This window comes from Microbacterium helvum (assembly GCF_014779795.1).
Classification (GTDB): Bacteria; Actinomycetota; Actinomycetes; order Actinomycetales; family Microbacteriaceae; genus Microbacterium; species Microbacterium helvum.
The window spans coordinates 220536-241114 of sequence record NZ_JACXZS010000004.1 but is presented as its reverse complement, the minus strand read 5'-3'; the positions used below and the strand labels follow the sequence as shown (position 1 = coordinate 241114).

23 protein-coding genes, 1 tRNA gene and 1 other RNA gene are annotated in these 20579 nt (G+C 70.5%); 14 read left to right on the top strand and 11 right to left on the bottom strand.

The window, feature by feature from the left end; genetic code table 11:
- Positions 1-45 precede the first annotated feature (45 nt).
- Positions 46-717 (bottom strand): SIMPL domain-containing protein, encoded by a 672-nt coding sequence (locus IF188_RS08160; protein WP_191171279.1) that lies wholly within the window; start codon positions 715-717, stop codon positions 46-48.
- Positions 718-734: 17 nt separating this feature from the next.
- Positions 735-1349, bottom strand: a complete 615-nt coding sequence (locus IF188_RS08155; RefSeq protein WP_191171278.1) for a hypothetical protein — start codon at positions 1347-1349, stop codon at positions 735-737.
- A gap of 169 nt (positions 1350-1518) precedes the next feature.
- On the opposite strand from IF188_RS08155, the gene ssrA reads away from it, so the two are divergent.
- Positions 1519-1889: a transfer-messenger RNA gene (gene ssrA / locus IF188_RS08150) on the top strand.
- A complete protein-coding gene (locus IF188_RS08145) occupies positions 1856-2818 on the top strand; it encodes a hemerythrin domain-containing protein (protein WP_396652749.1) in 963 nt (320 codons plus the stop codon). Before ssrA ends, IF188_RS08145 begins: the two co-directional genes overlap by 34 nt.
- Here IF188_RS08145 and IF188_RS08140 read toward each other — a convergent pair.
- Positions 2805-3920, bottom strand: a complete 1116-nt coding sequence (locus tag IF188_RS08140) for a coiled-coil domain-containing protein (protein ID WP_191171276.1) — start codon at positions 3918-3920, stop codon at positions 2805-2807. The two genes, IF188_RS08145 and IF188_RS08140, sit on opposite strands and share 14 nt — an antisense overlap.
- Positions 3921-3953: 33 nt before the next feature.
- Complete coding sequence (locus IF188_RS08135) at positions 3954-5291, bottom strand: flavin monoamine oxidase family protein (protein WP_191171275.1); 1338 nt, start codon at positions 5289-5291, stop codon at positions 3954-3956.
- A gap of 67 nt (positions 5292-5358) precedes the next feature.
- On the opposite strand from IF188_RS08135, the gene IF188_RS08130 reads away from it, so the two are divergent.
- From IF188_RS08130 to IF188_RS20520, 4 genes are all read left to right on the top strand, one after another.
- Entirely contained in the window at positions 5359-7023 is a 1665-nt protein-coding gene (locus tag IF188_RS08130) for an ABC-F family ATP-binding cassette domain-containing protein (RefSeq protein WP_191171274.1), read from the top strand.
- A gap of 128 nt (positions 7024-7151) precedes the next feature.
- The gene (locus IF188_RS08125; protein WP_191171273.1) at positions 7152-7943 is read left to right on the top strand and encodes an SDR family oxidoreductase; all 792 of its coding nucleotides are present in this window, start codon (positions 7152-7154) and stop codon (positions 7941-7943) included.
- 26 nt (positions 7944-7969) lie between these two features.
- The gene (locus tag IF188_RS08120) at positions 7970-8863 is read left to right on the top strand and encodes an RNA polymerase sigma-70 factor (RefSeq protein ID WP_191171272.1); all 894 of its coding nucleotides are present in this window, start codon (positions 7970-7972) and stop codon (positions 8861-8863) included.
- The gene (locus IF188_RS20520; protein ID WP_318152835.1) at positions 8860-10053 is read left to right on the top strand and encodes an NAD(P)H-binding protein; all 1194 of its coding nucleotides are present in this window, start codon (positions 8860-8862) and stop codon (positions 10051-10053) included. The genes IF188_RS08120 and IF188_RS20520 overlap by 4 nt, the downstream gene beginning before the upstream one ends.
- Before the next feature lie 61 nt (positions 10054-10114).
- On the opposite strand, the gene IF188_RS08110 is transcribed toward IF188_RS20520, so the two are convergent.
- Positions 10115-10336, bottom strand: coding sequence for a putative acetyltransferase (locus IF188_RS08110; RefSeq protein ID WP_191171271.1), 222 nt, complete (start codon positions 10334-10336; stop codon positions 10115-10117).
- A complete protein-coding gene (locus tag IF188_RS08105; RefSeq protein WP_191171270.1) occupies positions 10333-11838 on the bottom strand; it encodes an SDR family oxidoreductase in 1506 nt (501 codons plus the stop codon). The genes IF188_RS08110 and IF188_RS08105 overlap by 4 nt, the downstream gene beginning before the upstream one ends.
- Before the next feature lie 25 nt (positions 11839-11863).
- Here IF188_RS08105 and IF188_RS08100 point away from each other — a divergent pair, with 25 nt between their 5' ends.
- Positions 11864-12283 carry an NUDIX hydrolase gene (locus IF188_RS08100; RefSeq protein ID WP_318152834.1) on the top strand — a complete coding sequence of 140 codons (420 nt, stop codon included), beginning with the start codon at positions 11864-11866 and terminating at the stop codon, positions 12281-12283.
- Between the two features lie 13 nt (positions 12284-12296).
- Here the strand turns inward: IF188_RS08100 and IF188_RS08095 are convergent, their stop codons facing one another.
- The 3 genes from IF188_RS08095 to IF188_RS08085 are packed head-to-tail and all read right to left on the bottom strand — an operon-like array spanning position 12297 to position 14281.
- Positions 12297-12836: a YaeQ family protein gene (locus tag IF188_RS08095; RefSeq protein WP_191171269.1), complete on the bottom strand. Its 540-nt coding sequence runs from the start codon at positions 12834-12836 to the stop codon at positions 12297-12299.
- Positions 12837-12839: 3 nt separating this feature from the next.
- Positions 12840-13418: a hypothetical protein gene (locus IF188_RS08090; RefSeq protein ID WP_191171268.1), complete on the bottom strand. Its 579-nt coding sequence runs from the start codon at positions 13416-13418 to the stop codon at positions 12840-12842.
- 35 nt (positions 13419-13453) lie between these two features.
- Positions 13454-14281, bottom strand: a complete 828-nt coding sequence (locus tag IF188_RS08085; protein ID WP_191171267.1) for an inositol monophosphatase family protein — start codon at positions 14279-14281, stop codon at positions 13454-13456.
- A gap of 94 nt (positions 14282-14375) precedes the next feature.
- Here IF188_RS08085 and IF188_RS08080 point away from each other — a divergent pair.
- A tRNA-Lys gene (locus IF188_RS08080) sits at positions 14376-14451 on the top strand.
- A gap of 382 nt (positions 14452-14833) precedes the next feature.
- Here IF188_RS08080 and IF188_RS08075 read toward each other — a convergent pair.
- Together IF188_RS08075 and IF188_RS08070 are read right to left on the bottom strand one after the other, a co-directional pair.
- Positions 14834-16258 (bottom strand): tyrosine-type recombinase/integrase, encoded by a 1425-nt coding sequence (locus tag IF188_RS08075; protein ID WP_191171266.1) that lies wholly within the window; start codon positions 16256-16258, stop codon positions 14834-14836.
- Positions 16255-16794 (bottom strand): hypothetical protein, encoded by a 540-nt coding sequence (locus tag IF188_RS08070; protein ID WP_191171265.1) that lies wholly within the window; start codon positions 16792-16794, stop codon positions 16255-16257. Before IF188_RS08070 ends, IF188_RS08075 begins: the two co-directional genes overlap by 4 nt.
- A 117-nt stretch (positions 16795-16911) precedes the next feature.
- On the opposite strand from IF188_RS08070, the gene IF188_RS08065 reads away from it, so the two are divergent.
- The 6 genes from IF188_RS08065 to IF188_RS08040 all read left to right on the top strand — a co-directional run bounded on the left by IF188_RS08065 (position 16912) and on the right by IF188_RS08040 (position 20565).
- On the top strand, positions 16912-17211 hold the full coding sequence (locus IF188_RS08065) for a hypothetical protein (protein WP_191171264.1): 300 nt from the start codon (positions 16912-16914) through the stop codon (positions 17209-17211).
- 173 nt (positions 17212-17384) lie between these two features.
- Positions 17385-18386, top strand: coding sequence for a helix-turn-helix domain-containing protein (locus IF188_RS08060; protein ID WP_191171263.1), 1002 nt, complete (start codon positions 17385-17387; stop codon positions 18384-18386).
- 244 nt (positions 18387-18630) lie between these two features.
- On the top strand, positions 18631-18861 hold the full coding sequence (locus IF188_RS08055) for a hypothetical protein (RefSeq protein WP_191171262.1): 231 nt from the start codon (positions 18631-18633) through the stop codon (positions 18859-18861).
- Positions 18858-19112, top strand: a complete 255-nt coding sequence (locus tag IF188_RS08050; RefSeq protein ID WP_191171261.1) for a hypothetical protein — start codon at positions 18858-18860, stop codon at positions 19110-19112. Before IF188_RS08055 ends, IF188_RS08050 begins: the two co-directional genes overlap by 4 nt.
- Entirely contained in the window at positions 19109-19468 is a 360-nt protein-coding gene (locus IF188_RS08045) for a hypothetical protein (protein ID WP_191171260.1), read from the top strand. Before IF188_RS08050 ends, IF188_RS08045 begins: the two co-directional genes overlap by 4 nt.
- An 80-nt stretch (positions 19469-19548) precedes the next feature.
- On the top strand, positions 19549-20565 hold the full coding sequence (locus IF188_RS08040; protein WP_191171259.1) for a 2Fe-2S iron-sulfur cluster-binding protein: 1017 nt from the start codon (positions 19549-19551) through the stop codon (positions 20563-20565).
- The last annotated feature ends 14 nt before the right edge of the window (positions 20566-20579 follow it).

Here is a 20579-nt window from a genome sequence, read left to right as displayed (position 1 = left end):
TGCCGCACCCCGTGTGCGGCGTCCGTCCGGGTGTCGGCCCGAGTCTCAGCGGGCGACGAAGCGCGCCTCGACGCCGGCTGAGACCACGATGTCTTCGGGCTGCAGTTGGACGGCCGGAGCTCCGCCCGCATCCGCGGCGTAGGCCGCCTTGGCCATCATCATGCGCGGCGCGGGTGCGGGCGACTGCTCCGGGTGCGACAGCAGGCCGAGGTCGGCGATCTCGATGGCGCTGACGTTAGCCAGGCCCAGCGCTCCGGCGTACGCCTCGGCGCGCGCGACCGCGACGCCCACGGCCTGTGTGGCGACATCCTTCTCGGTCTGCGCACGTGTCTCGGGAGTGAGCAGCCATTCGATCCAACCGAGCTGCACGCCCTCGCGCTCGGCGACTTCGCCGGCCCACCACGACAGCACCGTGAAGTCCGTGAAGGTGACCGAGAAGTCGACGCTCGCGTAGTGGACGGGCGCAAGGCGCTTGCCCTCGTTGTTCCAGGGACGCTCCGACCACACCGACACGCGCTGGCTGGTCCACTCAGGCACCGTGCCCGCGGCCTTGCGGGCGGCCAGGTCGTCGCGCACCGGCTCGGTGAGCGCGGCCATGCGTTCGACGACGGCGCCGCGTTCGGGACCTTCGGCGCGGATCGTGAGGTGCGCGATGGCACGCTCCGGGGCGATGCGGGTCTCGTGCTCCCCGCGGACCGTGATGACGACGTCGCTCATGCTGCCGACTCTACGTCCTACGCCTCGCCGGGCGCCTGGACGAACCGGAGCTCGTCCTTGAACATCGCCCACCGAACGTCATCGGGCGTGAAGAGGTACGCCTGTGCGAAGCCCTCCTCGTCCGCCCAGCCGTCTTCGCCACGCATCGCGAGGTACACACCCTCTGTCGTCTCGATCCGTTCGTAGCCCTCGGCCTCGAGCTGGCGCTGTGCTGCGGAGGCGGCATCCGGTCCGATCGGAGCCCACGCGAGGTCGATGACGTTGTCTGTGGCGAGAGTCGGGTCCTCGCCCCAGCGGCACGAGATCGATCCGGCAGGAGCGCCCGACGTGAAGGCGTCGAAGGGACTGCCGCCGACGCCCTCGTAGGGCAGTTGCCAGGACGTCCAGCCGTTCTCGGTCACCGATTCGTCGAACTCGGTCGTGGAGATGTCGTCGCACGTCGGCACCGCGGCGGGCACGCTGGCGCCGGGAGTCGGAGTCGGGGAGAGTTCTGGCGTGGCTGAGGGAAAGGGTTCTGGCGAGGTCGCTGTGGCTTCGGCGTCCGCCGCCGGCGGGTTCGAGCCGGCGCAGGCGGACATGCTGAAGGCGAGCAGGGCGGTGGCGAGGACTGCGATCGCGTGTCGAGGGGTCACGAGGCTCCTGGGGTGAGTGACCTTCAGACTAGGCAAGTTTGCCCGGCGGGAATGGCTGTCGCGATGAACTCGTTGTAGACTGACGTGCTCGGATGCTTCGGCTCCGGGTTTGGCAACTCCACAGTGTGACAACGGCCCTTCGACAGAAGGAACACCTCGAACGAGGCACGGGGATGATCGGTTTCGACATCGCCTGTGAATCTGCGAGAAGCGGGCCGAGGATGCAGGGTTATCTCGTGAACGCCCCCTGCAAACCAATAACTGCCGAAAAGAAGCAGTCCGACTTCGCCCTCGCTGCCTGAGCAGCGAGCCCGAGTCCGTCAATCCGTGACTGATCCCGTCACGGGTATTGGCGTCATCTAGGGATCTTGCTGCGTGACGTCGCCTGAGCGTCACGCGGGACTCTTTTCAGGATGGGCTCGTCGACTTAGGTGTCTGTGACAAAGGTCGGAGCCGAGTAGAACGCTCGTACAGACTGCGCCCGGAGAAGCCGCCGTTACTCAGCGATGGACGGGGGTTCGATTCCCCCCATCTCCACTGCCGTTGTCACCAACGAGGAAGCCCCTCGATCCCTTACGAGAGTAGGGATCGAGGGGCTTTCGTCGTTTCTGGGGAGAGCTGTTCGAAACGGCTATGTCGCGGTCGCTCGCGGAGGTGTATCGTGCGGCTGTCCGCCTTTCCGGATTCTGGCCCGGGTGATCGACGGACGGGGAACTGGGGGGTTCGCCGTGGTGAGCAGCCTGCCGTCGTCTGGCGACATGCCGGAGGGGCAACACCCTGGCTGTGACACGTCGGGCCTGATCCTCGTGCACCGAATCTTCCGATGGCTCTACCGCGAGCTGCCGCAGTTGGTGCGGGAGGTCGACGGCGGCGACGTCGGCCGCGCAGCGGTCGTCGGGCGGTATGCACACCTCGACTTCTACGCGCTGCACATGCATCACGAGACCGAAGACATCGCGCTGTGGGACCGGCTCGCCGCTCGCGATCCGGGGTGCGCCGTGCATGTCGAGCAGATGCGTGCGCAGCATGCGGAGGTCGCCTCGCACCTGGCGGGTATCGAACCCCAGCTGGTTCCCTGGATGGAGGCGGCCGACCCCGCGCTCCGCGATGCATTCGCGAGCGACATCGAGTCGCTTCGCGACACGCTGCAGGGCCATCTGCGTCAAGAGGAGGAGGACATCGTGCCCGTGGCAGACGCGGTCCTGTCGCAGCAGGAATGGGATTGGATGGAGGAGCACACCCGCCAGACGCTCGCTGCCCACCGCAAAGAGCTGGGGAAACGACGTCATGTCGCTGCAGGAGACGTGGCAGGGGGGCTTCGGCTCGTCGCGCTGCTGCCGACATTCGTCCTCGAGGCCGTTCTGATGCGCGACTTCCGCGGCATGGCTCGGCTGCTGGATGCGGAGACCCGTCGCGCCGGACGTCCTCGCTCGTCGGGGGCTCTCGGCCCGCTGTTCAGGCCGCCGTGAGGATGGCCTCGCGCCGCTCGAGCAGTGCGCCGATCCGCGCCGAATTCTCTCCGGCGCGGGTGGCGAGCACCTCCGCGAGCCGAGCGAGGCGGTCATCCAGTTCCTCGGCGTCCGCCCGCGCTTCGGAGATGCGGTCCATCACCATCCAGTCGCTCAGGATGTTGTCGAACAGCACATCGAAGACCGCCAGAGACTCTGAGATCGCGACCCCGTCGAGGCCCGAGGCGCCGATGTCGGCGAGTTCTGTGGAAAGCCGCTCGAGCGCTCGATTGACCTCGGTGAACGCGTGCGTGGCCTCGCTGATGTTCGAGTGCTTGATCATGTCGGCGACGAAGCCGCCCCCGAAGAACGTGTCGTACGTCGACCAGCCGCCGGCGCTGTCCAGCTTGGTCCGGGCTTCGTCCAGCGCGGCTCTCGTGGTACGCAGCGCGTCGACTGCCTCCGCGATCTCGCGCTGACGTGCGGCGGCGACGCCCAGTCCGTCCGCGATCTCTGCCAGCGCCGCAGCCTCGCCGCCGCCGGTCGCGCGCAGGGCGACCTCGTAGACGGCCAGCGCCCCGCCGTACGCCTGATCCGCTCCGCGCAGTGCGTCGTGCGCGCTGCGGAGTCGTGCGACGTCGGCGACTGCGCTGTCGAGCCGCGCCTGTGCGCCGGCGACCGCGAGGGCGGCGGCATCCGCTTCGGCGCGTTCGACGGCCAGGCGATCGGCGGTGTCTCCGCGCAGCGTCGCCCAGATCTTCGTCGGCGACAGCTTCTCGAGTCGGCGCACGTCGGACTGCTCCACCCGCAGCTTCCGCTGCAGCTCGGCCAGCTCGCCGCGCCGCGCCTCGACGAGCACCCCCGCTTTCTCCAGCTGCACTCCCAGTCGGCGCTGTCGCGCACGCGACTCTGAGGCAGCACGGACGGCCTCAGCCGCGGCAACGAGATCGCGTTCGGTCACCCCGTCACTGTGCCACATGTCTTGCGTCGGGAGCGCCTCGCGCACCAGCACTAGATCGATCCGCTGTTTCAGCTCCTCGTAGTCGTGGCCCTGGGCGAGCAGGTAGTGTGCGTCGCCAAGGGCGATGGTCGTCGTCTGGACCATCGTCTTGCGTACGCTCATGTCAGCGACGGTAGTCCGCGATGAGAGGCCGGTCTACGGGGTGGCGTGCTCGGCCCACAGCCGCTCGATGAGCACATCGCGGCCGAGCACGTTGCCTGCGGCGCGATGGCCCGACAGGATCGCCGCGGTGACGGTGGCGGGGTCGTCCGTCCAGGTCGCCTCGCCGGCGAGGTGCAGGATGCCGCCGATCGGGGTGGCGAGGTCGTCGTGGTCGGCGGTGGTCGAGCCGACGGCCATGTACGCGTATGATCCGTGCGCGAACGGGTCGTCCTGCCACGCGGTGATGTCGACGCGCGTCGGATTCTCGACGCGGTCGCCGTACAGACGCCGCAGCTGAACGAGGATCGATTCCACGAGGTCGGCGTTCGACCAGCCGCGGGTTGCGTCGGCGGCCGGCCCGGCCGCGAACGTCAGCAGCGTCGGCACGCCGTGCAGCCCCGTGAGGTCGTACCAGGAGTGCCACCACACGCTCTCCGGCCCCTGCTGCCGGATCGCGTAGACGTCGTCGTCCCAGAACTTCGTCGGGAATCGCAGGAACACCTTCTCGAACGCGTTCATCCGCAGCCGGCCGAGGGCGCCGGCGACCGGCTCGGGCAGCTCGGGGGTGATGGTGAACGCGTCAGACTGCAGCACCCCCACCGGAACGGTCACGACGGCGGCTTTCGCGCTGAACGTGCCTCGGTCGGTCGTCGCTGCAACCCGCCCGTCCGACCAGTCGACGCGCGACACGATGTGCGCCAGCCGCACGTCCAGGCCCACGGACAGCCGGGCCGGCAGGACGTCGTAGCCGTCCGGGAACACGACCTCGTCGCCGTCGATCGAGTCGTCGTCGAGACCGTGCGCGGCGAGGTCCTCGATCCAGGCGCCGTACTGCTCCTCCGACCGATGCTCGAGATACTCGCGCACGCGCTGCGTGCGCTCGGCATCCCAGCCTTGCCGTGCGAGAGCCCGCTCGGTCACGTCACGGTACGAATCGCCTGACGCCGAAGCGGCCACGACGTCCGGCAGCGCCGTGTCGACGGCGCGGATGTCTTCGATGAAGCCCTGGGCGGCAGCATCCGGCAGTCTCTTCCCATCCGGACCGTAGTACGCGATCGGACGGCTGTCGGGCTGGTAGCCCCCGACGGTGAACTCGACGGTGCGCATGCCGAACGCGTCGGCTGCCGCGGCGACCGGGCTGCCCGTGACCCCGTGGATCCATGAGGCGCCGAGGTCGGTGGCGACCCCGCCCGCGCGGTCGGTGTGGACGCGTCCCCCGATGCGATCCCGCGCCTCGAGCACCACCACATTCTGCCCGGCATCGGCGAGCAGCTTGGCGGCCGACAGCCCGCAGACGCCCGCGCCGACGACGATCGTGTCGAAATGTTCCACGCCCGTCATCCTTTCGCACGCGGACCCGCGCGCCGAACCGTCACGCCCTCGCTGAGAGAATCGTTCCATGACCGCAACCCTCGTCGCGCGCGGATTGGCCGGGGGATACGGCCACCGGACGCTCTTCGACTCACTGGATCTGACTGTCGCTCCGGGAGACGTCGTCGGCGTCGTCGGCGCCAACGGAGCGGGCAAGTCCACGCTGCTGCGGCTGCTCGCCGGCATCGACGAGCCGCAGGCCGGCTCGGTGAGTCTCTCACCGTCGGACGCGTTCGTCGGCTGGCTGCCGCAGGAGCATGAACGCGTCGAGGGTGAGACGGTCGCGGAGTACATCTCGCGTCGAACGGGATGCGCGCAGGCGACGAGAGAGATGGATGCCGCAGCCGCCGCACTCGCGGAGCCGGTGTCGTCCGGCGGCGGCGTCGATCCGGCCGACGTCTACTCGGCGGCGCTCGACCGCTGGCTGGCCAGCGGCGCGGCAGACCTGGAGGAGCGCGTCCCGATGGTGCTCGCCGACCTCGGGCTGGATCTCGGCGGCATCCCCGCGGAGGACGCGCTCATGACATCTCTGTCGGGAGGCCAGGCCGCGCGCGTCGGGCTCGCGGCGCTGCTGCTGTCGCGCTTCGACATCGTGCTGCTCGACGAGCCCACCAACGACCTCGACCTCGACGGTCTCGAGCGCCTCGAGGCCTTCGTGCGGGGGCTTCGCGGCGGCGTGGTGCTGGTCAGCCACGACCGCGAGTTCCTCGCACGCAGCGTCACCCGGGTGCTGGAGCTCGATCTCGCACAGCACGCGAACCGTGTCTTCGGGGGCGGGTACGACGCCTACCTCGAAGAGCGCGAGACCGTTCGTCGGCATGCGCGGGAGAAGTACGACGAGTTCGCGGAGAAGAAGGCCGACCTGGTCGCCCGAGCGCGCACGCAGCGGGAGTGGTCGAGTCAGGGAGTGCGCAACGCGATGAAGAAATCGCCCGACAACGACAAGATCCGTCGCAAGGCCTCCGTGGAATCCAGCGAGAAGCAGGCGCAGAAGGTGCGGCAGATGGAGAGCCGGATCGCCCAGCTCGAAGAGGTCGAGGAGCCTCGCAAGGAGTGGCGGCTCGAGTTCACCATCGGAACGGCGCCGCGCTCGAGCACGGTCGTCTCGACACTGAGCGCGGCCGTCTTCACGCAGGGGACCTTCTCGTTGGGGCCGGTGTCGCTGCAGGTGAACGCCGGGGAGCGGATCGGCATCACCGGCCCGAACGGCGCGGGCAAGTCGACGCTGCTCCGGGCGCTGCTGGGACGACAGCAGCCGAGCGAGGGAACCGCGGCGCTCGGTGCGAACGTGGAGGTCGGCGAGATCGATCAGGCGCGTTCGCTGCTGGTCGGCTCCCAGCCTCTCGCCGGCGCGTTCGGAGAGCTCGTGCCCGCGATGGAGTCCGGCGGGGTGCGGACGCTGCTCGCGAAGTTCGGCCTGAAAGCCGACCACGTCGGACGGCCCGTCGGCGAGCTGTCGCCGGGCGAGCGCACTCGGGCGGCTCTCGCCCTGCTTCAGGCTCGTGGTGTGAACGTGCTCGTGCTCGACGAGCCCACGAACCATCTCGATCTGCCGGCGATCGAGCAGTTGGAGCAGGCATTGGAGTCCTACCGCGGAACACTGCTGCTGGTCACCCACGACCGGCGGATGCTCGACGCGGTGCAGCTCGATCGCCACTGGCGGGTCGATGCCGGGCACGTCACCGAACTCTGAGGCGGCGGCGCCCGCGCCGACACGCGAGATCGGCCGGACTTCGTCGAACCTGTCACATCCGCTGGGCTCATCCGGTCTCAGCTGTCGACGCGCGCGTTCCCGCGTGCGATGAGCAGAGAGGGTTCGACATGAGGATCGCTGTCATCGGGGGAACAGGGCTGATCGGCACCAGGGTGGTCGCGGGTCTGCGCGCGACCGGCCATGACGTCGTCGTGGTCGCACGGGCCGTCGGCGTGGACTCGTTCACAGGCGAAGGCCTCGCCGACGCGCTGTCCGCAGTCGAGACGATCGTCGACGTCTCGAACTCTTCCTACACGGACGAGGCGGGCGCGCGCGAGTTCTTCTCGGCGTCGACCCTCAACCTCATCACCTACGGCGAGGCGGCCGGAGTGCGCCACCACGTCGTGCTGTCGGTCGTCGGCACCGATCGCCTGGCCGCGTCGGAGGGCGGGTACTTCCAAGCCAAGGCTGAGCAGGAGCGGCTGCTCGTCGCGTCAGGGCGTCCCTACTCGATCGTCCACGCGACCCAGTTCTTCGAGTTCGTGCGCAGCATCACGGATGCTGCCACCTGGCAGGGGATCGCCCACGTGGCGCACGTGCTCCTGCAGCCGATGGCGGCCGACGATGTCGCCGCGGCGGTCTCTCGTGCGGCGCTCGCACGTCCGACCGGTGCGATCGCAGAGGTCGCCGGTCCCGAGGTGTTCGAGCTCGGCTATCTCGCGGAGCGCGAGCTGCGATTCCGCCGGGATGAGCGGGAAGTCGTCGCTGATCCCCTCGCGACGTACTTCGGCGCCCGGCTGGATCGGTGGGAGCTGCTGCCCGGCCCCGAAGCCACCCTCGCCGCGACCAGGTTCCACGACTGGCAGACCGCCTCATCAGCCGGACGCGAGGCGCTGTCGGCGGTCGTAGGCGTGCTCTGAGTCCGGCGATGGGAGCGGACAGCACGATGGACCAGCCCCGCGACGCGCACGACCTTGAGCACGCGGTGGCCGTCTTCGACGCGCATCGCCGGCGAATCTTCGGGATCGGCTACCGCATGCTGGGAACGGTCGCCGACGCCGAGGACATCGTGCAGGAGACCTGGATCCGGTGGCAGAACGCCGACCGTGCCGGCATCCACGATCCGGCCGCGTTCCTCGCGACGATCGCGACCCGCCTGTCGATCAACGCCACGCAGTCGGCTCACGCCCGCCGCGAGACGTACATCGGACCCTGGCTGCCCGAGCCCGTGAACACGGACGACGACCCCGCCCTGGGCGCCGAACGGGGCGAGGCGCTGGGGTTCGCGATCCTGCTGATGCTGGAGAAGCTCACCCCCACCGAGCGCGCCGCGTACATCCTGCGCGAGGCGTTGGACTATCCCTACGAGCGGATCGCGGAGGTGATCTCGGCGAGCGTCGCGAGCACCCGCCAGCTCGTCAGCCGCGCCCGCAAGCACCTGGAGTCGGCGAGGCGGGCCGCAGTCGCCGCCACCGAGCAGCGCCGCCTGCTCGAGGCCTTCCTCGTGGCCGCGCAGAAGGGCGACGTCAGCGACCTCGAGCGGCTGTTCGCGGAGGACGTCATCAGCTACACCGACGGAAACGGCGTGAAGCTCGCCGCCCGCATCCCCGTCGCCGGTCGCAGCCGGGTGGCGAAGTTCGTCGCCGCGTTCTCCAGCCATTTCTGGGCCGGCAAGCGGATCGACTGGATCGAGGTGAACGGGCAGCCCGCGGCCACGCTCACCGAGGACGGACGCGTCACCACGATCGTGACGGTGTCGGCGCGGGACGACGGCATCCATCAGCTCCTGTGGGTGATGAGCCCCGACAAGCTGGCGAACATCGCACAGGTGGGTGCGTGATCCCTGACGGGCGCGTCGCGCGGGGACTGCTCGCGGCGGCGGAAGCCGGTGACGCGCGCGGAGTCGAGAGGATGCTGGATCCCGGCGTGATCTTGACCGTGGACGGGGGCGGGCACGTGCCCGCCCCCGTCACGGCCATCGAGGGCGCGACCGACGTGGCGGCGTACCTCGCCGACGTGCTGCTCTCTGGCAGGACGACGCTGCGGATCGAGGCGGTGAACGGGGGGCCCGGCATCGTCGTGTGCCGGCGCGGCATGGTGACCGGCATCCTCGGCATGCGCGTCCACGGTCGGCGGATCCTCGAGGCATGGCTCATCGTGAACCCCGACAAGCTCACGCGCTGGAACTGCGGCCGACTTGTCACAGATCGGCCGGCCCCGCGGTCTGAGCTGGTGAGCACGGCACACGTGCTCCCGAACGAAAGGCACACCATGGCAAAGATCGTCGTCATCGGAGGCTCCGGCCTGATCGGCTCGAAGGTCGTCGCGAAACTGACTGCGCACGGTCATGAGGCGGTCCCGGCGTCGCCGAACTCCGGCGTCAACACGATCACAGGTGAGGGGCTCAGTGACGTGATGAGCGGCGCCGACGTGGTCGTCGACGTCTCGAACTCGCCGTCGTTCGCGCCCGACGACGTCATGGAGTTCTTCACGACCTCGACGACGAACCTCATCGCGGCCGAACGCGCGGCCGGGGTGGGGCATCACGTGGCGCTCACCGTCGTGGGCACGGATCGCCCGAACAGCATCGCGTACTTCGCGGCGAAGGCGGCGCAGGAGAAGCTGATCCGCGAGTCGGGCATCCCGTATTCGCTCGTGCACGCGACGCAGTTCTTCGAGTTCATCAGCGGCATCGCGGCCGTCTCCGGCAAGGACGAGGCGATCCACCTGCCGGACAACCTGGTGCAGCCGATCGCCGCGGAGGACGTCGCCACCGCCATCGGGCGCACCGCCGCGGGCGCACCGCTCAACGCCGACATCGAGATCGCGGGCCCCGAGATCATGGGCCTGGACGAAATGGTGCGCCGCGGACTGACGTTCCGCGGCGATCCGCGCGACGTCGTGACGGATCCCGAGGCGCCGTACTTCGGTGCCCGCATGGAGGAGCGCACGCTCATGCCGGTGGACGGCGCGGAGGTGTTCGAGACCACGCTCGCCGAATGGCTGCCGGCGAATCCGCCGCGCGTCTGATCGCAGTCAGGCGGGGCCCGGGGCGCACCGCGCTCCGGGCCTCAGACGTTCGCAGCACGGGCTACGTCGAAGGACCGGTCCGAGGCCGCCGGGGTGGCGGTGGCGGGGGAACCTCCTTGGCGGCGATGATCGCGCCGCGGGGAATGCGCTCGGGGCCGCGCTTGCCGTCGACGACGATCGTCGACGCGTCCGCGCTGAGCAGCTCGCCGAGCGCGTCCGTCGCCTGTCCGGTGGGAAGGAGGTACCGCACGACGACCCGGCGGCCGGGCTCGGGAAGGCTCACCAGGCGCCGGGGGAGTAGTCCTTGAGGAACACGCCGAAGAGGTCCTCGCCGGCTTCGCCGCGCACGATCGGGTCGTACACCCGCGCGGCGCCGTCGACGAGGTCCAGGGGCGCGTGGAAGCCCTCCTCGGCGAGGCGCACCTTCGTGGGGTGCGGGCGCTCGTCGGTGATCCAGCCGGTGTCGACGCTCGTCATGAGGATCCGGTCGCTCTCGAACAGCTCGCGCGCACTGGTGCGGGTGAGCATGTTCACCGCGGCCTTGGCCATGTTCGTGTGCGGATGTCCGGGGCCCTTGTAGCCGCGGTTGAACACGCCCTCCATCGCGCTGACGTTGACGATGTAGGTGCGCCGGGCACTGGATGCGGCCAGCGACGGGCGCAGCTTGGAGACGAGCAGGAACGGCGCCGTCGTGTTCGCCAGCTGCACCTCGAGCATCTCGAGCGGGTCGACCTCTTCGACGCGCTGCACCCACGAGTTGCTGTGGTCGAGGTCGGGGATGAGCCCGCCGGCGTCGATCGCCGTCCCGGCCGCGAGGCGCTCCAGCGAGCTGGAACCGGCGGCCATGGCCTGCTCGGTGAGCTCGTCCGCGCGCGAGGCGGCGGCCGCGAGGATGGGGTGCGCCGTCACCGAGCGCTCGAGTGCCTGCGGGTGCCGGTCGTTCGTGTGGCCGAACGTCACGAGCTCGGGGAGCGGCCCGTTCGGCAGCGGAGCGAGCTCCGCGTCCACCAGCGGCTGGTAGGCGCCGGGCGACCGGCGCACCGTCTGCGTCGCGTTGTTGATGAGGATGTCGAGCGGGCCGGCTGCCGCGACGTCCTCGGCGAGGCCGATGACCTGCGCGGGATCGCGCAGGTCGATGCCCACGATCTTCAGCCGGTCGATCCATTCCGCCGCGTCGGGCAGGCTGCTGAAGCGGCGCACGGCGTCCCGAGGAAAGCGCGTCGTGATCGTGGTGTGCGCTCCGTCTCGCAGCAGCCGCAGGGCGATGTACATGCCGATCTTCGCGCGACCGCCCGTGAGGAGCGCGCGCTTGCCGCTGAGGTCGGTGCGGGCGTTGCGCTTGGCGTGGCTCATGGCTGCGCAGTCCGGGCACAGCTGGTGGTAGAACGAGTCGACCACGGTGTACGGCTGCTTGCAGATGTAGCAGGCGCGGGCCTTGATGAGGGTGCCGGCGGTGGGTGCCGTCGTCGACGAGGTGATCGGGATGCCGCGGGTCTCGTCATCGATCCGGTCGGGCGCCCCGGTGGCCGTGGCCGCGACGACGGCCTTGTCGGCGGCCGCGATCGCATCGCGGATCTCGCGACGGCGGTGGCGCTTGACCGCCTTGAACATCTTCGCCGTCGCGCGGCGCACCGCGATGAAGTCGGGGTGCGCCTCGTCGATGCCCGCGAGGCTGTCGAGCACCCGCAGGGCGACCGCCAGATCGTCGGGGTCGATGCCGCTCGGCGGCAGGTCGGAGGGCACGGGCGATTGGGGAGGCACACGTGATTCTACGCCGAGCGACATGCGCGCCACCTGTTAGCGTGCCAGGGTGACGACGACCCCGAACCCGGCCGCGACCCCTGTGCGCAGCATCCATGTGTCCGCTGCGGTGATCCTGAACGAGGCGAACGAGCTGCTGCTGGTGCGCAAAGCGGGGACGACGGCGTTCATGCAGCCGGGCGGCAAGCCCGAGCCGGGGGAGTCGCCGACCGAGACCCTCTCCCGTGAGCTGTTCGAGGAGCTGGGCGTGCGCGTCGACGTGGCGGGGATGGTGCCGCTCGGGTCCTTCACCGCCGCCGCCGCGAACGAGCCCGGCTTCGTCGTGGTCGCGGACGTCTTCGCCGCCGAGATCGGCGGACAGCAGCCGGTGGTGGCCGCCGAGATCGAAGAGCTGCGGTGGGTGAGCCGCGCCGACGCCGAGCGGCTCGACATCGCTCCGCTCGCGCGGGAGAACTTCCTGCCTGCGTGACGGCGGGCGCCCGTCAGACCGCCGGCTGCGTGTGGATGGCGCTCTCGAGGCTCGTACCGCCCAGATCGAGGTAGATGCGGCGCTCGGTGACCGACATCGTCATCGACGTGCGGCGTTCGACGAGGGCGGCTGCCGCCTCGATGAATCCGGGATCGAAGCTGTGCAGCGGGATCTCGTCCCCGCGATGGATGCGCTTGCCCGCCCACTGCGCCGCAACCTTGGCGGGGTCGCGATGCGTGTACACCGCCGTGCGCGCGGCCTGCATGCTTCCCGAGTGCAGGCGTGCGGCATCCGGAGCCCCCACCTCGATCCACGCGGTCAGCGCGCCGGTCAGGTCGCGCACCAGCACGGCAGGCTCATCGGTCGCCGAGATGCCCTCGCTGAACGCGATGCCCTCCTCGTACTCGAGCAGATACGCCAGCAGCCGGGTCATCATGAAGGCGTCGGTCTCGGAGGGATGCCGCGCCACACGCAACGAGAGCTCGTCGTAGACGCCGCGATCGACGTCCGCCAACTGCACGTCGAACGTGTGCATCGTGGCTCCGGCAGCCATGCGTCAGCCCTTGGGCCACTCGATGAGAAGCAGCCCCTGCTTGGTGTCGGCCACCTTCACCTGGCCGTCGGCGAACAGGTAGGTCATGCCGTAGCCGTCGTCGTCCGTGACGAGCGCCGTATCGGGGCTCTCCGTGACGTAGACCGCGTCATCGGCCTCTTCGAGCACCCAGCCTTCGTCGACCAGCTCGTCCTGGGCGTCCTTCGCCGCGGCGTCCGACAGCTTCGCCCAGCCGTAGATCTGGCCGGAGTCACTGGCAGGCTGGTCGAAGTTCGCCCACATGCAGAGGATGCCGTTCTTGACCTCGGTGCTGCCGATGTACATCGGGGACTGCTGCGAGGTCACGCCGACGCTCTCGTAGTCGGCCACGACGTCGGCCGGGATCAGCGTCTCGCACGTCGGGTCGGCGGCGGCGGTCGGTGCGGGCTTCGACGACGTCGTCGGCTCAGGGGCCGCGACCTCGGTCGGAGCCGACGACGTCGTGGGCTCCGGCGTGGCCTCGGGCGCGCCCGCGCAGCCTGACAGCGCCAGGGCGGACAGGGCGAGGGCAGCAGCGGCGCCGAGAAGGCGGGGTGCGGTCATCGGGGTTCTCCGTGGGGGATGGGAGGGTGGATCGTTCAGGTCTGATGCAGCAGTTCGAGGTACGCGTCGTGCAGCACGCGGTTCGTCGCCAGCGACGAGCGCTCCGACACCGAGTCGCGTCCGTCGAAGGACGTGAACCGTCCGCCGGCCTCGGTGACGATCGGGACCAGGGCGGCGATGTCGTACTCCTTGACGTCGAACTCGGCCACGAGTTCGAGCCGGCCCTCGGCGAGCAGCATGTACGGCCACGCGTCGCCGTAGCCGCGGTCGCGCCAGACCGAAGAGGTCAGCCGCTCGAGCGCGTCGAGCCGGCCGGCATCCCGCCACTGAGCGATGCTCTGGAAGCTCACGCTCGACGCGCCGATGCTGTCGACGGTCGACACCGCGAGTCGCTGGGGCTCGCCATCGGGGCCGTCGGTCCACGCGCCGAGTCCGCTGGCAGCCCACCAGCGGCGGCCGATCGCCGGCTGGCTGGCGACGCCGACCCGCGGCACCCCGTCGATCGAGAGCGCGATCAGGGTCGTCCACATCGGGATGCCCTTGAGATAGTTCGCGGTGCCGTCGATCGGGTCGATGATCCACTGTCGGTACGAGTCGCCGGTGACCCCGTACTCTTCGCCGAACACCCCGTCGCCGGGGCGCTCGGCCTTCAGCAGCGTGCGGATCGCCCGCTCGGTCGCGAGATCGGCCTCGGTGACGTGGGTCGCGTCCGCCTTGACGCTCACGTCGAGGTCGGCCGCATCGAAGCGGGACATGGATGCCGCGTCCGCCGCATCGGCCAGACGCATGGCGAGTTCGAGATCCGCCCGAAGGTCTCCGTCGTACGGCGCGTCGAACGTCGGGGCGGAGGATCGGGTGGTCACACGACCAAGGATACCGGGGAGCTCTCCGCCTCGATTTCACCTCCGGCGAATCCTCATGTAATGTTGTCCCTCGTGTTCGGGTGATCCGAAACATGCGCCTCTAGCTCAATCGGCAGAGCAATTGACTCTTAATCAATGGGTTCAGGGTTCAAGTCCCTGGGGGCGCACCACACAGAAACGCCCGGTCAGACGCGGAAACGTCCGGCCGGGCGTTTCGCATGCCGGGGGCATGATCGGGCCCGCGCTAGCTAATTGCTAGCTGAGGGGCGCGGATCGGGGCGTTTCGGCAGCGCTGCAGCGTCGAGCTGGGAGTTGCGCCGCGCCCGTCGAGCTGCAGCGCACGGCTGTGCAGCGCGCGCGGCCGGCCAGCGTCGAGCTGGCAACGCACCGGCGCCGAGCTGCGCGGACGGGCCGCCAGTCCCGCGCCGGCCGTCGCCGCCCCGCGGTCAACGAACGGCCGCGATCAACGAACGGGGAGACGCGGTCAACGAACGCACGACGCAGCGGGCGCCGCTCCGCGATGGGAGCGACGCCCGCTGCGCGCTGTGTGGCTCAGTCGACCGGCACGCGCTGCCGGGTCGGGATGAGCGCGGCGGCGGCTTCCGCGTCCGAGCGCGCAGCCGACTCGATCAGGTGCCCGTACAGGTCCGATGAGACTGTGATCGAGCTGTGCCCGAGACGGCGCTGCACCGCGGCGAGCCCGCGGCCGGACGCGAGCAGAATCGACGCGTGCAGGTGGCGCAGGCTGTGGAACGTCACGACCGGCAGCGGCTTGCCCTCTAGCGTCGTGTCGATGCGGATCCGCGCGAGGCGGGCGCCGCCCATGCCGTGGCTCGTCGCGAGCTGCTGCAGCTCGTCGGCATCCGCGACGGCGTCGAGGGCATAGACGCGCTGCTCGGCATTGAAACGCTTGATCATGCGGGGCAGCGCCCGCGTGAGCTGTTCGGGCACGAGCGGCGAACCGTCTTCGTTCGCGAACACGAGCGCCGCGTGATTGCCGTAGTCCGAGCCCCACGCCTGAGCGTCGAGCGCCTGCTGCGCGAGCACGCCGCGCAGCACGTCGACTGTGCGTGCGTCGAGCATGACGACGCGGCCCTCACCCGTGGCCGTCTTCGGTGCGCCGACGATGACCTCACGGCCGATCTGCACCGCCTGCTGCGCGACGATGAGACGACCGGCGCTGAGGTCGACGTCGACCCAGCGCAGCCCCGCGAGCTCGCCCCGGCGCAGGCCGGTAGCTGCCGCGACCCAGAACACGGGCGCCATGCGCTCGCCGCGCGCCTGCATCCAGTCGATGAGACGGCCGAACTGCTCGGGCTGCATCATCGTGCGGCGCGTCTTCGGCGCGCGTACCGTCTCGCGGCGGCGCGTCGGATCGTCCGCGATCATCCCGCGGCGGTACGCGTCGCGCAGCGCCGACTGCAGCACGGCGAACACGCGGGCGTGCGTCGTGGCGCGGCCGGGCAGCGTCTTGTGCAGGTGCCGCTCGAGGTCATCCAGCGTCTCGGCGGTCACGTCGCGCAGCCGCTCGCCGCCGATCGCCTCGCGGATGATCGCGGCCCATGACCGGTACGCCTGCAGCGTCGACGGCCGCAGCACGTTCGATCCAGTCGACCGGCGGTCAAGCCAGCTCGTCAGCCAGTCGCTGAGCGTGTCGCCGCGTCGAGCTGCCGCGGGCGCTTTGCGCAGCGTCTCGACCGCCTCAGCACGGGCGCGCAGCGCTGCCGAGCGCGAGCTGTACCCCGAGCCGGTCGTCTGAACCCGCTTTCCCGCACGAACGGCGCTCGCAGCGAACGCCCACGGGCAGCCGCACGCCGTCTTGCCGTCGGGTCGCACGCGGTGCGCGCAGCGGGGCCCGTGCTCGCGAGGGCAGCGGCAGCGCCCGCCCGCGCATCCGGGGGTGTGCGCCTGCTCGCAGTCGCACGCGGTGTGCCGCTGCGAGACGCCGCCGCCTGTGCGGTTGGTCGTGGTGCTCATCGTTCTTCCCCTCCGTCGGGTCGTGTCTTCCGGGGCCGTCCGCGTCGCGCGGGCGGGAGGTTCGCGCCGGGGATTCGGCGCGCATGCTTGATCCATTCATCGGCTGTGTTCACGCTGACGCCGTAGGCCTCAGCCAGCTCGCCGCGAGCTGAGCCGCCGGCTTCGATCGCACGCCGGACCGCGGCTAGTAGCGTCTCGTCGCTGGGGCGGCGGCTCTCCGGGTACGGGCGGCGGATCCGCTGGCCGATCGCGACATCTACCTCGCGGTCGAGAAACGCGAGCGCCACGCGCGCGAGGTAGTCGCGATCGCGGCCGAGCGGCGCGGCCTCGCCCCCGAGTACGCCCCCTGCGCGCGCAGTCTCGGCGTAGTAGTGCAGGGCGGCGCGGCCCTCCGTCTCGACAGGAATGACGGCGTACTCGGTTTCGCCGTAGCGGATGCTGACGCCGTACACCTCGCGATCGCCCACGACGAACCGCTCGCGGCGCATCGTGACCCGCTCACGCATCGTCACGCTCGTGCCGCCCTTGCGGTTCACGTATGACGTCGCGACGTAGCGCGGCGGGGTTTCGTCGTGCTCGGGAGCCTCTCGAAATTCGGGCATGATGTAAATATATAGCTTGTATATTTACGAACGCAACAGCACGCTGAACGCATGAGCCAGATCACAACCGCCCCGCCCCGGGATATACCTCTCGGCAACCTGCGCGACATCCCCGCCCGCATGTCGATCCCCGTCGCCGGCCGCCTCATCGCGGGCCTGAGCCGCGCAAAGTCGTACGAGCTGCACCAGCGCGGCGAGTTCCCGGCACCCGTCCAGCGCATCGGCGCTCGCTTCTACGTCCGCGGGGCTGACGTGCTCCGTGCGCTCGGCTTCGACCCTGAGGCCGTTCTACTGGGCTCGCGCACGGCGACGCCGGCACCCGCGGACGACGCCGAGCTGAGCGAGGGCTGAGCGATGGCACGACCGACCGAACTGGGATCGGGCATCGTGCGCTTCGATCCAGCCCGCCGGATCCTGCATTTCGGCAGCCCTGAGGGCGTGACCTACGAGCCGCCGACATCGCGACTGCGATCTGTCGCGGATGCCTCGCGCTCTGCGCCCGTCACGACGCGAGGAACGGGCCGATGACCGGCGACCCGACCCGCTGGGCGCTGTCCGTCCCGATCGAAAGCACACGCGCAATCGGCGCCGACCGGACGCGCTGCATTCTCGTGGCGCTCGCACAGTACGCCGACCGTGACGGGATCGCATGGCCGGGATATCGGACGCTCGCCGACGACGTCTCGGGCATCGTTGATCGTGACGTGCGAAACGCGCTCGACGCCCTCACGGCCGCGGGGATCATCTCGCCCGTGGCGCCACCGAAGCGGGGACGTGCGACACGCTGGCGGCTGAACTGGGCCGGTTACACCCCGCGTCCCGTCCACGCCCAAAGCGCGGGGATCCCCGCGCAGTCAACGACTGTCGAAAGCGCGGGGATGCCCGCGCATGCGAGCGACGATGAGTGCGCGGGGGAGTGCGCGGGGGAGTGCGCGGGGGAAAGCGCGGGGGAGTGCGCGGGGATCCCCACGGTAGAAGGAACAGAACCGAACGGAACGTCAGAGCCTAAAGGCTCTGACGGGACGTTCGTTACGGAACGCGCACGCGCGACCGCTCCCGCGCCTCTCGCTGGCGCTTCGGCGCTCCCGCAGTCACGCGAGCGCTCGGAGGTCAGGGACCCAGCGCCCGCCGATCCGGACCCCGAGCGTGCGGCTCGCGTCGCTGCCATGCTGCGGCGCTCGCCCCTCACCACGGCCGCGATCCAGTGGACGGCCGTGCTGCTGAACGCGCCATGTCCGGGGCTCGGCGATCTGCTGCAGCTCGTGCCTGACGAGATCGACGACGTCGACGAGCTGGGCGACTGGCTCGGCGATGAACTGCAGCGGGACGCGATCGACCGGGCGATGCGCGACGGAATCTGCCCCGACGTGTACGAGACGCTGGCACCCGCGGTGCAGAGTGTGCTCGATCTGAATCGCGTACAGCGCGACGAATGCCCAGACCGCGAGCCGCGGCACGTGCGCCGGGTCGGAATGCCCGATCAGGTCGAGCCGCTGTCCGCATCCGACGCTGCGGGGGTGCGGTGATGGCCGGCGTGTTCCCTCGACCCGAGCCCGGCACGCTCGTCGCGGTGCGCAGCGATTGGTGCCCGGACTGCTCCGCGGGCATTCGCTACCTGGGGCAGCACCCCCGCGGCGGCCCGATCCTGCAGCTCGAACACGACGACGGCTGCCCCGCGATCGCTCGGATCGAGCGTGAGGCGGCAGAGCGTCGGGCGCGCGGCTGCTCGCATGGCCACACACACCAGACCACGACCCGAGAGGGGACACGATGAGCGAGATTCTCATCCACCGATGCCCGACCTGTCACGACGTTGCGAACCCGACGCCGGCCGTGCTCGCCTCTGGCGGGCTGCACCCGGCATGCCGGTTCCGCGGCATGCGGCCGGGCGCCGTCACGGCATCCGCATTCGGCTCGCTCGACGCCCTCGCCGTCGACCTGTGGGCTGCGCGGCGTCGGCTGCGGGCGCTGCCCCAGCGAGCCCGGGCGCGGCGGCGATGAGCGCGACGACAATCAGCGACCGGACGGCCGAGCTGCTGCGCGTGCTCGTCGAGCGCGCCAACGAGCTGGGGCGCGTCGCGATCGAATGCGACGACCTCGCCGCCCTGCTCGGCGTCGACCCGTGGCGCGTCGTGCTCGGCGTCTCCATCGTCTACGGCGCCGGGCAGCTCACCGATGCCATGTGGCTTGTGCATGCGGACGGCGTGCGGCTCGTCGCCGCCCTGGCATCCGGCGAGAGGGGCGCGCGATGACCGGGACCGAAACCGACCTGCTCACGGAAGACGAGCGCGCAGCCGTGGCCGAGCAGCCCGCGTCGCGGCGCTGGCTGACGGGCGAGCTGCACCGGCTGCAGGCGTTCGCCGGAGACGACGCCCCGACCGATGCCGAGCGCCGCCTGCTGGTCGAGCTCGCCCGACGCGCAGACGGGCGAGGCATCGCTACGGCGACGCGTCGCGAGCTGGCCGCCGTCGTCGGCATCCCCGAGCGGCAGATCGGGCACGGCATTGCGTGGGCCGAATGGCGGGGGAGCTTCCACGCCCGCCGCGTCTCGCCGTCCGGGCAGCCGCAAGCCGACCGCTACCGGTTGAACCGCTGGCCGCGCCCCTAGACCGCCCGTCGCGCCGGCTTCGAATGGGTGTGTCGGCGCGGCGGGCCCAACCATCAGCAACCACGAAAGGAACCAACACCATGAACGACATGACCGACTCGACGCCCACCGCGGCCGACCTCACGGCAGCGGTCCGCGCGACCCTCGCCGGGCACACGTCCGCCAGGGCGCAGCGACCGGCCGCGCTCTGCAGCGTCTGCGCCGGCATCGTGCCCGCGGGCCGGGGCGAGGTCGAAGACGCGCCGGACGCCGAAGACGACCGCCTCGACGCGCTGCGCGCAGAGTCCGGGCTGCCGCCGCTGCGAGGCTGGACGCGCCGACACACCGCGTGCGATGACCCCCGGGTAATCGTGCGCAGCCTGACCGGCCGTAAGGTCTCCGACGACGTCGCCCGCCTCGCGCTGCGAGCTGCGCGCGTCCGGCCGCGAACCGCCGTCGATGATGGGTACGCGATAGTGCCGACGATCAGCGTGCACGCGTCGGAGCTTGACCGGATGCGCCTCGCCCGCGACCTCGACGGCACGCCGTGGGCGCACATCACGCCCGAGCGCCGCGCCGCCCTCGCCGAAGCGATCGACGACGCACAGCGGCAGATCCGGCTGCAGGCGCCCCACGGCTGCACGTCCGGTGCCTGCGGGTTCTGCGGTGTCGCGCGCTCGACGGGCTGGCATGCCTCGCCCGTCACCTGGCGCGACGGCACCGCGGCGCCCCTGTGTGGCGACTGCTACAAGGTCATGGCGCGCCGGCCGCGGACACGGGAACTGCTCGGCCTGCGGACGCTCGCCGTCGAAGCGCTCTCGGGCGCGACCGGGATGGGGCTCGCAGACGCGTTCGGCGACGATATGCGCCTGTTCGCCGAGCTGGTCGCTCCCGGGCACCCCGGCACCGCCGAACCGTGGGCGCACGCCGCCGACGCGTGGGGCGAGGTCCGCGAGGCGGCGCGCCGTGCGCTGCCGTCGTCGCTGCCTGAGCCGCTGCGAGCGCACTATCTCGCGCTCCAGCGTGCCGAGCGTGACGCGGCGATTGCGCGCAACGTCCACGAAGCTCCCGCCCGCCACCGCGCCGAGCTGGTCGCGGCGGGATGGCCGGTCGAATAGCTGCGTTCCCGGTC